The sequence below is a fragment of the Mycobacterium sp. 852013-50091_SCH5140682 genome (genome assembly GCF_001665685.1).
Taxonomy (GTDB): domain Bacteria; phylum Actinomycetota; class Actinomycetes; order Mycobacteriales; family Mycobacteriaceae; genus Mycobacterium.
This window is the reverse complement of sequence record NZ_LZTB01000088.1, coordinates 16831-30491: the sequence shown is the minus strand read 5'-3', so window position 1 is coordinate 30491 and position 13661 is coordinate 16831. Positions and strand designations below refer to the sequence as shown.

General features: G+C 66.6%; 11 protein-coding genes, 1 tRNA gene and 2 pseudogenes. 6 read left to right on the top strand and 8 right to left on the bottom strand.

Features of this window, described 5'->3' with window-relative positions; genetic code table 11:
• Positions 1-36: 36 nt before the first annotated feature.
• Both A5784_RS23035 and A5784_RS23030 read right to left on the bottom strand, forming a co-directional pair.
• Positions 37-107, bottom strand: a tRNA-Cys gene (locus A5784_RS23035).
• Between the two features lie 60 nt (positions 108-167).
• A complete protein-coding gene (locus tag A5784_RS23030) occupies positions 168-932 on the bottom strand; it encodes a DUF899 domain-containing protein (RefSeq protein ID WP_064947202.1) in 765 nt (254 codons plus the stop codon).
• An 88-nt stretch (positions 933-1020) separates the two neighbouring features.
• Here A5784_RS23030 and A5784_RS23025 point away from each other — a divergent pair, with 88 nt between their 5' ends.
• Complete coding sequence (locus A5784_RS23025) at positions 1021-1752, top strand: MgtC/SapB family protein (RefSeq protein ID WP_064947201.1); 732 nt, start codon at positions 1021-1023, stop codon at positions 1750-1752.
• Between the two features lie 3 nt (positions 1753-1755).
• Here the strand turns inward: A5784_RS23025 and A5784_RS23020 are convergent, their stop codons facing one another.
• The 3 genes and pseudogenes from A5784_RS23020 to uvrB form a co-directional block, all read right to left on the bottom strand.
• Entirely contained in the window at positions 1756-3150 is a 1395-nt protein-coding gene (locus A5784_RS23020; RefSeq protein WP_064947200.1) for an MFS transporter, read from the bottom strand.
• A gap of 45 nt (positions 3151-3195) precedes the next feature.
• Positions 3196-4105, bottom strand: a pseudogene (locus A5784_RS23015) (alpha/beta hydrolase).
• 6 nt (positions 4106-4111) lie between these two features.
• Positions 4112-6271, bottom strand: coding sequence for an excinuclease ABC subunit UvrB (gene uvrB / locus A5784_RS23010; RefSeq protein WP_064947245.1), 2160 nt, complete (start codon positions 6269-6271; stop codon positions 4112-4114).
• A gap of 67 nt (positions 6272-6338) precedes the next feature.
• Here uvrB and A5784_RS23005 point away from each other — a divergent pair, with 67 nt between their 5' ends.
• Positions 6339-6845, top strand: coding sequence for a ribonuclease FAU-1 family protein (locus A5784_RS23005; protein WP_197514849.1), 507 nt, complete (start codon positions 6339-6341; stop codon positions 6843-6845).
• Between the two features lie 11 nt (positions 6846-6856).
• The gene (locus tag A5784_RS23000) at positions 6857-7396 is read left to right on the top strand and encodes a hypothetical protein (protein WP_064947198.1); all 540 of its coding nucleotides are present in this window, start codon (positions 6857-6859) and stop codon (positions 7394-7396) included.
• On the opposite strand, the gene coaE is transcribed toward A5784_RS23000, so the two are convergent.
• Positions 7393-8568 carry a dephospho-CoA kinase gene (coaE, locus tag A5784_RS22995; RefSeq protein WP_064947197.1) on the bottom strand — a complete coding sequence of 392 codons (1176 nt, stop codon included), beginning with the start codon at positions 8566-8568 and terminating at the stop codon, positions 7393-7395. The two genes, A5784_RS23000 and coaE, sit on opposite strands and share 4 nt — an antisense overlap.
• A gap of 134 nt (positions 8569-8702) precedes the next feature.
• Positions 8703-10142, bottom strand: a complete 1440-nt coding sequence (gene rpsA, locus A5784_RS22990; protein ID WP_029373057.1) for a 30S ribosomal protein S1 — start codon at positions 10140-10142, stop codon at positions 8703-8705.
• Positions 10143-10253: 111 nt separating this feature from the next.
• Between rpsA and A5784_RS22985 the strand changes: the two genes are divergently transcribed.
• Positions 10254-11507 (top strand): PrsW family intramembrane metalloprotease, encoded by a 1254-nt coding sequence (locus A5784_RS22985; protein ID WP_502687535.1) that lies wholly within the window; start codon positions 10254-10256, stop codon positions 11505-11507.
• 61 nt (positions 11508-11568) lie between these two features.
• On the opposite strand, the pseudogene A5784_RS22980 reads toward A5784_RS22985, so the two are convergent.
• Positions 11569-12374: pseudogene (locus A5784_RS22980) on the bottom strand (alpha/beta fold hydrolase).
• Here A5784_RS22980 and A5784_RS22975 point away from each other — a divergent pair.
• Positions 12373-13008 carry a LysE family translocator gene (locus A5784_RS22975; protein ID WP_064947195.1) on the top strand — a complete coding sequence of 212 codons (636 nt, stop codon included), beginning with the start codon at positions 12373-12375 and terminating at the stop codon, positions 13006-13008. The pseudogene A5784_RS22980 and the gene A5784_RS22975 overlap by 2 nt on opposite strands.
• 154 nt (positions 13009-13162) lie before the next feature.
• Entirely contained in the window at positions 13163-13546 is a 384-nt protein-coding gene (locus A5784_RS22970) for a VOC family protein (protein WP_064947194.1), read from the top strand.
• Positions 13547-13661: the final 115 nt, after the last annotated feature.

Sequence of the window (13661 nt, the reverse complement as noted above, 5' to 3'; positions counted from 1 at the left end):
CCGTCGAGATACCGGCCGGCCTCCCCCGATCCACAGAGCGAGTGACGGGATTCGAACCCGCGTTAACGGCTTTGCAGGCCGGTGCCTAGCCACTCAGCCACACCCGCACTGCCCATCACAGTGCCAGCCGCGGCGCCGCGTGCCCACCGTTTCGATCTTGATGATCGCTAACCCTCGTCCCCCACCGGCCTGCCCACCGCCGGACCGCCCTGTGGCCACCCGGCCGGCGAGTCCTCCCACGGCTCCTGGCGGCCGTACGGCGTCAGATCCAGGAACGGATAGCCCACCGCGGAATGGTCAAGACCGCGGGCATACGCCGAGTAGGTATGAAACACGTCGTCCCCGCGGCGCAGGAAGACGCTCGCACCGGGCCAGTCACCGCGCAGGTCGGCATCCGACCAGCCGTCGGCGTGCAACTCGTCGCGCGACTTGTAGTTGTACTCGATCGGTGCTCGCGCGGGGTCGAGCGTCACGTGATAGTCGTAGGTGAAATCACCGTCGCGGGATGAATACCACGGGAACGTCCAGCCATGCTGCTCTCGGTAGGCGGCGATGCTCGCGTACGGCGCCCGAGACACGCATGCGAACGTGACGTCCTTGCCGTGCAACAGTTTTCGGTCCTCATCGGTGAACGTGAGATCTGCCGCTGCGGTGCAGCTCGGGCAGCCGGCGTCGATCGCGTCGATCCACATGAAGTGATGGATGTAGAGCTGGCTGCGCCCCTCGAACATGTCCAGCAGGGTGACCTCCCCGTCGGGACCGTCGAAGAGGTAGTCCTTGGTGACCTGAACCATCGGCAGCCGACGACGTTCGGCGTTGACGGCATCGCGCAGATGGGTCACCTCGCGTTCGCGGGCCAGCAGCTTCGTGCGCGCCTGGAGCCATTCCTCGCGCGTGACGACATCCGGATAGGCGGCGGGCTGTGCAGACATGAGTTCGCTCCTTGTCAGTTGTCGGCCTATGTGAAAACAGACCTCAGCTGCGGCCAAAAGTCATCGTGCGCGCGCTAACTTGTTCGACATGGATCTCTGGCTGGCCGACCCGGCGTTCTTCGGCGGCGCGGGGCAAGGTTCCCGTCAGATCGCCGAACTGTTCGTCGCGTTCGGGCTGACGGCGTTGATCGGGTTGGAGCGCGAAGTCCAGGGCAAAGCCGCCGGGCTGCGTACCCAGACCATTGTCGGCACCGCGGCCGCGCTGATCCTGCTGGTCAGCAAGTACGGCTTCAGCGACGTGCTGTCGACCGGTCTGGTCGAGGTCGACCCATCGCGGGTCGCCGCCCAGATCGTCTCCGGCATAGGCTTTCTGGGCGCGGGCATCATCATCGTCCGACGCGGCTCGGTACACGGCCTGACCACCGCAGCCGCGGTATGGGAGTCCGCGGCGATCGGAATGGCAGCAGGCGCCGGGCTTTTCCTGCTCGCGTGCACGGTGACCGCGATGCACTTCCTGATCGTGCTGGGCTTCATGCCCGTGGTGCGACGGCTCACGGCCCGCCTGGGCGGGTCGATCCGCATGCATGTCACTTACGCCGACGGTCGCGGCGTCATGCACGAACTGCTCCAGGCCTGTGAGCGCAGGCAATGGCAGCTGACGGATCTGGCCGCCGACGCCCCACAGGGTTCGCTCGGCGGGCCAGGTCAGTGCGGCGTGATGCTCACGCTGTCGGGCAGCGGGATCCTCGCCGCACCGACCGTGTTGGCCGGTATCGACGGGGTCACCGCCGTCCACCAGCTCGACACCGACGCGGAGTAGGCGTCAGCGGCGCCCGGCGCGTACCGACGCCACCGCACCCACCGCGGCCAGGACCGCGAGGCTGATGAACAGGCACCTGGCTGCGAACACGTCGCTGCCGTCGGCCAGGTTGACCACGACGCCGGTGAGCCCGGCACCGAACGCGCCGCAGATCAGCTGCACGGTGTTGATGGCCGCTGCCGCGGCAGGCCCTTCCGCCGGGTCGTCCACACTGCTCATCGCCCAAGCCGACAAATGGGGCCACGCACTGCCGATGCCGATGCCGGCGATCAGCAATGCGACGGCCCAGCCCGCCACAAACCCGGGCGCCATGCCTGCGCGGACCAGCGCTGCGGCCGACGCCAAGCCCACCGCCACCACCAGCGGCGCCAATGCGACCGTCCGCGCCAACACCCGTTCGTTGCGGACTGACGCGCTGACGAGCTCACCGACGGTCCAGCCGACCGAGAGCACCGCGCCGAAAAAGCCGGCCACGACCGGCGTGAGATGAGCCAACCGTTGGGCGAACAACGGCACATAGGTGTCGACCATGGTGGCGGCCATCAGCACACCAAGGGTCAGGTAGATCCATTTGAGCGGGCCTGGTCCGAAAGCGCTGGGCGGCAACACACTCGACGTCACCCGCCGATCGACCACCAGGAAGCAGCCGACCAGGGCGAGCCCGACCACCAGCATCGCCACGGTGGCCCGCGGGTCGTGCGGAACACCGGCCACACTGACCGCCATCGCCGCCGCGCCCAACAGCACCAGCGACCACACCGGGATACCCGGCACCGGTGGCCGTGATTCGGTCCGGTCGCGACCCGGCAGTGCGAACGGCACCAGCACCACCATCGCCGACGTCAGCGCTGCGAGCGCCCCGAACGCCCACCGCCACAGGCCCCACTGCGCGAACAATCCGCCTGCGGCGGGGCCGATCACGGTGCCGACGCCCCACATCGCCGAAACCAGCGCGGAAGCCTTGGTCCACAGGCTCTTCGGCAGCGCGGTGTTGATGACGGCGTAGCCCAGGCCGGCCAGCAACCCGCCCGCGAAACCCTGCACCGTGCGGCTCGCGAGCAGCAGCGGCATGCTGGGTGCCAGGGCACAACCCAGGCTGCCCGCGCAGAACACCGCGAGGCCAAGCAGATACGCGCGACGCGGGCCCATCCGCATCAGCACCGAATGCACCGTCGTCGCCGCGACCACCGACGCCACCAGATACACCGTGGTCACCCACGCGTACAAGCGGTGCCCACCGATGTCGGTGACGGCGCTGGGCAGCAGGCTGATGGTGATGAATTCGTTGGTCGCGTACAGCAGCACGCCACCGGCCAGCACGGTCGACGCACCGAGGTGCCTGGCTCCCAGCAACTGCCGCCAGGTCCCCTCGGCTTCGGTCGTCACGGTCTCGGTCACGGCAGTGACGTTAGGAGCTCAACCGCCATTGAGGTCAAGGTCTGCTCATTTCCGTGCCGCGGTCGCCCGGCTGACGTGCCCGGCGATCAGGTCGTACACCCGTCGGGTGACGTCGCCCGCGTTGCTCATGATGTTGTAGCCATGGTCGACACCGCGAACTTCGTGATACTCGGCCAGGGCCCCGACGGCATCCAACTTCTGGGCGTACCGCCACGCCTCGCCCCGCAGCCGGTCGTACTCGGCGGTGATCACCAGTGCGGGTGCGATCCCGTCGATACCGTCGGCGTTGTCGCCGCAGGGGTGAGGCCAGCCGGTCGGCACGGCGCGCAGGATCGGGGATGTACGCGGTGTCGAACACCTCGCCCATCCACGGCCGCATCACGGCCTTGGCGCCCAGCGGAGAGTTCTTGTCCCCGGTCGCGGTCACCAGATCCAGCGGCGGATAGTGCAGCACCTGCAGGGCGATGGCCGGGCCGCCGCGCTCCAACGCCAGCCGCGCCGCCGCAGCAGACAGGCTGCCGCCGGCGCTCTGCCCGCCGACGCACAGCCGGGTGCCGTCCCACTCCCGTTCGGCGGCCGACGCCCAGACGAGGACGTCATAGACCTGCTCGACGGGCGCCGGGAACCGGTGTCGCGGGGCCAGCACGTAATCGGTGTTGACGACAACGACGTTCGCGTGCGCGGCGAGATAGCGGCACCATGGGTCGTCCTGGTCGCGGTGCCCCACGACGAAGCCACCACCGTGCACGTTGACGTACACCCCGGGTTCGCCACTGCCTGCCTTCGGCCGGTAGATGGTTGCGGAGGTGTCGCCATACCGGGTGGGTATCACCACCGAGGTTGTGTCGCCGGGGATTTCGGGGAACCGGACGCCGGGCTTGGGTGCCGGGTTGACGGTCGACGAGAACAGGCGCGCGAGAGCATCGGCCACCAAGGGCCTGGACAGGATGGACATCAGGGCCTATTTAAGACCTGCCGCGTCCATACCCCGCAACTCCTTTTTCAGATCGGCGACCTCGTCGCGGATGCGGGCGGCCAGTTCGAACTGCAGGTCGCGCGCCGCAGTCATCATCTGCTCGGTCAGATCCTTGATGAGATCCGCCAATTCGGCCCGCGGCATGTTCGAGGTGTCGCGGCCCTCGACGATGCCTGCGCTGACTGCGCGACCGGGCTCGCCTTGTGCACGGCGCCCGCGAGACGCGTTGCGTCCGGAGCCGCCGATCTCGACGGCCTCGGTGTCGTCCGCCTCGCGGTACACCTGGTCGAGGATGTCGGCGATCTTCTTGCGCAACGGTTTCGGATCGATGCCGTTGGCCTCGTTGTAGGCGATCTGCTTGGCCCGGCGCCGTTCGGTCTCGTCGATGGCCTCACGCATCGAGTCCGTGATCTTGTCGGCGTACATGTGCACCTCGCCGGACACGTTGCGCGCCGCGCGGCCGATGGTCTGGATCAGGCTGCGCGTCGACCGCAGGAACCCCTCCTTGTCGGCGTCGAGAATCGACACCAACGAGACCTCGGGAAGGTCGAGGCCCTCGCGGAGCAGGTTGATGCCGACCAGCACGTCGTACTCGCCCAACCGCAGTTGGCGCAGCAGCTCGACCCGGCGCAGGGTGTCGACTTCGGAGTGCAGGTAGCGCACGCGGATGCCGAGTTCCAGCAGATAGTCGGTGAGGTCCTCGGCCATTTTCTTGGTCAGGGTGGTCACCAGCACGCGCTCGTCACGTTCGGTGCGGATGCGGATTTCGGCGATCAGGTCGTCGATCTGCCCCTTGGTGGGCTTGACGACCACCTTGGGATCCACCAGCCCGGTCGGTCGGATGACCTGTTCGACGAACTCGCCCCCGGCCTGGCCGATCTCATACGGCCCCGGGGTGGCCGACAGGTAGACGGTCTGGCCGATCCGGCTGGCGAACTCCTCCCAGGTCAACGGCCGGTTGTCGACTGCGGACGGGAGCCGGAAGCCGAAGTCCACCAGGTTGCGCTTGCGGGACATGTCGCCCTCGTACATGCCGCCGATCTGCGGGACGGTCACGTGAGACTCATCGATGACCAGCAGGAAATCCTCGGGGAAGTAGTCGAGCAGGCAGGCCGGAGCCGAACCCGCCGGGCGTCCATCGATGTGGCGCGAATAGTTCTCGATACCTGAGCAGAAACCGACCTGCTTCATCATCTCGACGTCGTAATTGGTGCGCATCCGCAGCCGCTGGGCCTCCAGCAGCTTGCCCTGCCGCTCCAGGTCGGCCAGCCGCTCCTCGAGCTCCTCCTCGATGGTCGCGATAGCACGAGCCATGCGCTCGGGACCGGCCACATAGTGGGTGGCCGGAAAGATCCGCAGGGAATCCACCTGGCGGACGATGTCGCCGGTCAGCGGGTGCAGGTAGTACAGCGCCTCGATCTCGTCGCCGAAGAACTCGATGCGGACCGCCAACTCTTCGTACGACGGGATGATCTCGACCGTGTCGCCGCGGACCCGGAACGTTCCGCGGGTGAACGCCATATCGTTGCGGGTGTACTGGACGTCCACCAGCAGTCGCAGTAGGCCATCGCGGGGCACCTCCTCGCCGACGTTCAGCTCCACCGAGCGGTCGAGGTAGGACTGCGGAGTGCCGAGGCCGTAGATGCAGGACACCGAAGCGACCACGACGACGTCGCGCCGCGAGAGCAGACTGGACGTCGCCGAGTGCCGCAGGCGCTCGACATCGTCGTTGATCGAGCTGTCCTTCTCGATGTAGGTGTCGGTCTGCGCGATGTACGCCTCGGGTTGGTAGTAGTCGTAATACGAGACGAAGTACTCGACCGCGTTGTGCGGCAGCATCTCCCGAAGCTCGTTGGCGAGCTGCGCGGCGAGTGTCTTGTTGGGGGCCATCACCAGCGTGGGCCTCTGCAGCCGCTCGATGAGCCACGCGGTGGTGGCCGACTTACCCGTACCGGTGGCGCCGAGCAGCACCACGTCGCGTTCGCCCGCTTCGATGCGTCGCTGCAGCTCGTCGATGGCGGCGGGCTGGTCACCGGCAGGCACGTACTCGCTGACGACCTCGAACCGGCCGCCGGTGCGGACCACTTCGTCGACAGCGCGATACTCCGAGTACGCAAGCACGGGATGTTCGGTCGCGAAGGCCATGTTCACCAGGGTAGAACTGACCTCCGACAACTTCCTGGGGTGTTCACTGCCCGCGTAGGCTGACCCCATTCACCCGCCCAAGCACGAGACATTCGACCTGGTCGCCCGCACGAACACCGACCCGAAAGGGATCGTGCGGGCCGTCGACGTGTACACGGTCGAGCCGTGGGGCCTCTACCTCGCGCGCCCTACCCCGGGCCGCGCGCAGTTCCACTACCTGCAATCGTGGCTGCTGCCGCCGCTGGGGCTGCGGGCGACGATCTTCCACTTCAACCCGGGCCATGAGCGCGAACAGGACTTCTACCTCGACGTCGGCCGGTTCACCGCGGGCGACACCAGGTGGTATTCCGAAGATCACTACCTCGACCTCGTCGTGCGCACGGGGATCGGCGTCGAGTTGGACGACGTGGGCGAACTGATGACGGCCGTGCGCCACGGCCTGCTCAGCCCCGAGACCGCCGAGCAGGCGATCAAGACCGCCGCCGGTGCCATCGACGGCCTGGCCCGCAACGGCTACGACCTCGACCGGTGGCTTGCCGGCAACGGCATGGCCCTCACGTGGCCGACCTTGTAAGGTCGGCAATCATGAGCCCAACTAAGTACGCCGGGTTGACGGCTGCCGCACTGGCAGGACTGCTCTTCGGCGCGCAGTTGATTCCCGCCGCTGCGGGAGCAGACCCCGACTCCCCACCCCAGCCCAGCGCGGTGCCGCAGCCGGACCAGCAACTGCACAACGCCACTTACCGGGCCAGGATCGACGGCGTCTCACGCAACGCGATGGTCTCCTACAAGATCGACGACAACAACATCAACAGCGCCAACCCGACGATGCTGCCGGGCCGGGTCTTCGAAGCCACCGGCGTGGTGTCCAATCCGCAACTCGCCGGCATGACGGTGTCGATCGACTGGCCCTACTCGGCGAACCTGCACTGCGAGATCCTGGTGGACGACCAGATCGTCGCCCAGGCCGACACCTGGGTCGCGCCACGGCTGACCCGTCCGCATGACGATCCGAACTACGGCAGCCTGGCGTGTGGCGCCCCGCTGTCGAACGGCGCGAGCACCGGGCCCGCCGACGCCGCAGTACCGCCGCCTGCCGCGGTCGAGCCGCCGCCCGCCGGTTAGGGCTGCCAGCCGGTGGTGTCGGCCCACAGCCAGGCCCGCTGGTAGGCATCCATGAACCACGGTTCTTTGGCCTCGGCATAGTCCGGCGCGCCCATCGCGGCCCGCTTGACCTCGAGGTACTCCGGCTGCACACCGGGATTGGCCGCCAGCCAATCACGGAACAGCAATGCGAACTGCTGGTTGGGCCAACCCTCCACCCGCACATGCACGTTGGTGGGCCTGCCCGGATCAGCCGATGCATGAAAACGCTTGTGCCACATGGTCGGATCTCCCGAATGCGGCCGGGAATGCAGATTGTCGTGCGTGATCGAAGCGATCCGCGGATAGCCGGCGGCCAGCAGCGGTTCATCGAGTTCGTCGGCGACCTCGATAGCGGCCACCGTGATCTGGATGTCGATGACATCCTTGGCGTCCATCCCAGGCACCGCTGTCGAGCCGATGTGGTCGATGCGCAGCGCGCGGTGCCCGCAGGCCGTGTTGAGCCGGGCGATGATGCGGCGCGCCTGATCGGGCCATGTCGGGTCATAGGGCACGACCTTCGGCGCGAGGTGGGCAGGTTGTCGGGCCTGCAGATTGCGCGCGAACGGCAGGATGCGCTCGTGCCAGAGCCCGCGGGCCTGCTCAACGAGCGCCCCGGCGGATCCGGAGTTGTCCAGCCAGACGTCGGCCACGGCGCGGCGCTGCTCTTCGGTGGCCTGTGCCGCGACGCGGGCCCGGGCATCCTGCTCGCTGAACCCGCGGTATTCGATGAGCCGCTTGACCCTCGTCTCGACGTCGGCGTTGACGATGACCACCAGCGGGAACATCGGCGCCATCTGGGACTCCACCAGCAGCGGGATGTCCTCGACGATCACCGCGTCGTCCGCCGCCGCCGCAATCAGCTCCGAGCGCCGGTGCGCCACCAGCGGGTGCACGATGCCGTTCAACGTCGCGCGCTTCTCGTCGTCGCTGAAGGCCACCGCCGCCAGCGCAGGCCGGTTCAGCGCGCCGTCCGGCAGCAGGATGGCGTCCCCGAACGCGTCGACCAGCTTGGCCAACCCTTCGGTTCCGGGCTCGACCACCTCCCGCGCGATGACGTCCCCGTCGATGACGATGCCGCCGAGGTCAGCGAATGTGGCCGAAACCGTTGACTTTCCGGCGCCGATCCCGCCGGTCAACCCGATACGAAGCACTGGGACACCATATCCCGTCGCCGAATGTGAAGTAGATGGCGACTTTTCGCGGAAATGCCGCGATCTTCTTCACGTTCGCCGGCACCGACAACAAATGCCCCGACCAGCGGCCGGGGCATTTGTCGGTGCGTTACTTAGGCGTTGCCCGCGAGCTTCTCGCGCAGCGCGGCGAGCTGGGCATCGCTGGCCAGTGTTCCGCCGGTCGACTCCTCCGAGCGCGACGAACCATTGGACACCGGGGCACTGGCGGCCTCGGCCTCCGCAGCGGCGAACTTCTCCATCTGCGTGGTGTGCATCTTGTGGCGGCGCTCGGCCTCGGCGTACCGGGCCTCCCACTCGTCACGCTGCTTCTCGAAGCCCTCGAGCCATTCGTTGCTCTCGGCGTCGAAGCCCTCGGGGAAGATGTAGTTGCCCTGCTCGTCGTAGCTGTCGGCCATGCCGTACTTCGACGGGTCGAACTCCTCGGTGTAGTCCTCGTTGGCCTGCTTGAGGCTCAGCGAGATCCGGCGACGCTCCAGGTCGATGTCGATGACCTTGACCATCGCGTCGTCGCCGACCTGGACCACCTGGTCCGGGACCTCGACGTGGCGCTCGGACAGCTCCGAGATGTGCACCAGACCCTCGATGCCCTCCTCGACGCGGACGAACGCACCGAACGGCACCAGCTTGGTGACCTTGCCCGGGACGATCTGGCCGATCGCGTGGGTACGGGCGAAGTGGCGCCACGGGTCTTCCTGAGTCGCCTTGAGCGACAACGAAACCCGCTCGCGGTCCATGTCGACGTCGAGCACCTCGACGGTGACCTCGTCGCCCACCTGAACCACCTCGGACGGGTGATCGATGTGCTTCCAGGACAGCTCGGAGACGTGCACCAGACCGTCCACGCCGCCGAGATCGACGAACGCGCCGAAGTTGACGATCGAGGACACGACACCCTTGCGGATGGCGCCCTTGGTGAGCTGGTTGAGGAACTCGCTGCGCACCTCGGACTGGGTCTGCTCCAGCCAGGCGCGGCGGCTCAGCACCACGTTGTTGCGGTTCTTGTCCAGCTCGATGATCTTGGCCTCGATCTCCTTGCCGATGTACGGCTGCAGATCGCGGACGCGACGCATCTCGACGAGCGATGCGGGCAGGAAGCCACGCAGGCCGATGTCGAGGATCAGGCCGCCCTTGACGACCTCGATGACGGTGCCCTTGACGGCCTCGTCCTTCTCCTTGAGCTCCTCGATGGTGCCCCAGGCGCGCTCGTACTGAGCCCGCTTCTTGGACAGGATCAGGCGGCCTTCCTTGTCCTCCTTGGTGAGAACGAGGGCCTCGACCTCATCGCCCACGGAAACGACCTCGTTGGGGTCGACATCGTGCTTGATGGAGAGTTCGCGGGAAGGAATGACACCTTCGGTCTTGTAGCCGATGTCGAGCAGGACCTCGTCACGGTCAACCTTGACGATGGTTCCCTCGACGATGTCGCCATCGTTGAAGTATTTGATGGTTTTGTCGATGGCGGCGAGAAAGTCCTCAGCCGAGCCGATGTCGTTGACGGCTACTTGGGGCGAGGTGACGGAGGGACTTGGCATGTGGTGGGTTGCTCCGGACAGGTTTACTCGTAGGGACAGTTGAACAATTGATATTGGTGACCGGTGGGTGCGGACAAACTGCGCACACAGGTACTTAACGAGAGTACTCGACTGGGCACACGCAGGACAAACCCGGTCCGCGCGGAACCCCGCCGTTACCCTTCGATCGTGGCGTACTCCCCGATGCAGTTCCCACCCCCCTCCCCTGCACCGATGCCCCCGGCATGGCCGTGGCTTCCGGTCACCGGGCCCATGCCGCGACCGATCCGCAAAGTGGGGGCGCCGCTGGGTGTGCTCATCGCATTCGGCGTGCTCATCGGCCTGCTGGTGTTGTTGTTCACGGTGATCAACCCCGTGGGCGCCATCGTCGGTTTCGTACTGTCCACCGCGACCATGACCCTGGTGGTGTTCGCCTACCTGTGGCTGGACCGCTGGGAGCCCGAGCCGCCGCGGCTGCTGCTGATGGCCTTCGGGTGGGGCGCGTCGATCGCCGTGCTGATCTCGCTGGTGGTGGGCCTGATCGGCGATTCGGTCCTGGCTCCCGGGACTTTCCTGCCGGAGAGCGTCGACTCGACGGCCATCCGGGCCCCGTTCATCGAAGAGGCCGCCAAGGGCGCGTTCCTGTTGCTCATGATGACCGGCCGCCGCCGCAACGAGCTCAACTCGCTGACCGACTGCCTGGTCTACGCCGGGCTGGTCGGAGTGGGATTCGCCTGGCTGGAAGACATCATGTACATCGCCAACGCGGACTCGTTGGCCGGCTCGCTGGTCACGGCCGGGATGCGACTGATCATGGGCCCGTTCGCGCATCCGCTGTTCACGACGATGACGGCTATCGGTGTGTACTTCGCCCTGCAGCAGCGCTCGCCCGCCCTCAAGTTCTGTTGCATCCTGCCCGGATACCTCGGCGCGGTGGTCATGCACGGGCTGTGGAACGGTTCGTCACTACTCGGCGTCGGCACCTACTTCATCGTCTACGTGGTCTGGATGGTGCCGATCTTCGCGCTGATGATCGCGGTCGCCATCGCCAGCCGCCGCCGCGAACAGCACCTCGTCGCCGCCAAATTGCCCGGCATGGTCGCCGCAGGCCTGATCACCCACAACGAGGCCACCTGGCTGGGATCACTGCGCACCAGGAGGGGCGCGATCAACGAGGCGACGCGCGCCGGCGGCCGCCCGGCGGGCAAGGCCGTGGCCCGATTCGCCGCATCCGTTGTCGAGCTGGCGTTCGTCCGCGACCGCATCGACCGCGGATTCGGTGACCAGCGGGTCTACGCCCTGCTCAACGAGGAGATCTATGCCGTGGCCTCGGCCCGGTCCGCCGCACCGATCCTGGGCTGGCTGGCCAACTACCGGGCTGCCTGATCACCTGCGCCGCCGGCGAACCGGACAACGACCACAGGGCACGAGCAGACGACCTCCGGCGCTAAAAGGCGCGGCCGGCTATATCCAGCAGCAGGTCGGCGACAGATCGCGGTCGTGACAGAAAAGGCGAATGACTACCAGGAAGCTCGATGAGGTCGGCATCAAGCCTCTCCCGTGCGACCCGCTGCGACCACTCCGGACACAACAACTTGTCATCGCGACAAACGACGTAAGTACTGCAGACCGCAGGGAATCGAGTCAAGGGCAGCGGTGACCCCTGAGGCGTCAAGGCTTGCGGGCGAAGGCGATCAAAGGCAGCATTCGCCGTCCGGTCGTCGCAATCGTGAAACACCACCTGCTTTGCGATGTCGGCATCAACCCATGTCGATCGGGTCTGCTCGTCATCCACAGCCACGCCCTGCTGCCAGAGCGGATCAAGCATGCCCGGGTCGGCAAGCAACTGATCCGAAAGGCTCTGGCCAAGCGATGGGACCACGCCACACAGGTACACCACATGTCGCACGGGCCGCCGGTCGGCGACAAGCGCCACCGTGTGAGCCCCCATCGAATGGCCAACGAGCACCACATCGTCATCGCAGCGCGTGAGCGACTCACACACCACATCCGCATAGGTATCGAAACTGGCCGACCGTCCTCGCAGGGCAGATCCACCGCGACGACTGCATGGCCGGCCCGCTCAAGAAGTGGTGTCACCAACTCCCAACACCAGGCCCCGAGCCAGGCACCATGGACCAGCGCGGCGGGAACCAAGCCCGCCCTTCGACCTCCGGTCGAGGTGACCCGTTTCAGCCACTGAGCGGGTTCTGCGAGGTAATCACTTGCGCTGGTCAGCGATACTTTCCCCATGGTCACCCACATACTCGACGTCTTGCCGGCGTTCCTGGTCGCGTCGGTAATCCTCGCCGCGCTGCCCGGGCCGGCGACGGTCCTGTTTCTGCATCGCTCGGTGCGTGACGGCCGGACGGCGGGCCTGGCGGCCGTGGTCGGCAACGAGATCGGGATCTTCGGATGGACGTTGGCCGGCGGCGCCGGTCTGTCGATGCTGCTGACGGCCAACAAAATACTGTCACTGGCTCTGCACGTCATCGGAGCCACCGTTCTGGTCTGGCTCGGGATCAGCGCGTGGCGCAGCGCAACGCATCCAGTCGACGTCGAGTTGCCGCTGCCGCCGCGGGGGCGGACTCCGGCCGCGGCATTTCGCGCGGCACTGGTGTCGATCGCCGCCAATCCGAAGGCCGCCGCGTTCGGCATCGTGGTGCTCCCGCAGTTTCTCCCCGCGACCGGCCCTGTGCTCCCGACTTTGCTGGTGCTGGCCGTCATCCAGCTGGTGGTGGACACGGCATGGTGCGTCGGTGTCGTGCTGGCCGCCCATCGGGCACGAAACATCCTGAACCGCAGCCACATCCGTCGCCGCATCGAACGAGCGATGGGTGCCGCACTGGTGGTGCTGGGTGTCGGTCTGGGGGCCGACGCCCGCTAGCTTAGCTAATCGACGCGCCGTGGCCGCCAGTTACGGATACATCGCGGCCATTGACGCCCTTTTCCTGCCACGGGGCGGCGTCTGGTCGCCTTAGCTGCTGGTAGTACCGTGGCTCGCGTTTCTCCGTGTACTTCATCCTGGTGGGGGTGCCGTAATGCCGTCCGTCGGACGTGCTGTCATCCGAGTCGGCGATCTCGACTCGGCCATCGACTTCTATTGCCGTGCATTCGGATTCCGAGTGCTCTTTGATGAAGAGCTGTTCTCGGGGTTCCGATCGGTACACATCGGCTCCGCTGGCATAGGCGACGCGGGGATCTGGCTGTTTCCAGCATCGCCGACCCCGTCTGTTCCCGCCGACGGACCGGATTTGGTGCTCTACAGCGGGGACATCGCCGGTGACGCCGACCGTTGCACGGGCGCCGGGGCCGCTATTGTCCGTGACCTGGCAGGCACTCCCGGCCAGCGCTCGCTTCAGATCCGCGATCCGTGGGGCACAGTGATCGTGCTTGCCGAACAACCAGTGCTACCACAGCGTTAAGCGCACGGAAGAGCCGTGAGCGGGATGAACGCGACTCTGCCTGTTGATATTTGCGCGATGAGCTTGGCGTAGCGGGCAGTTCTCCGTGCAGGCTCGATCGGGTAGGTGTTGCGCG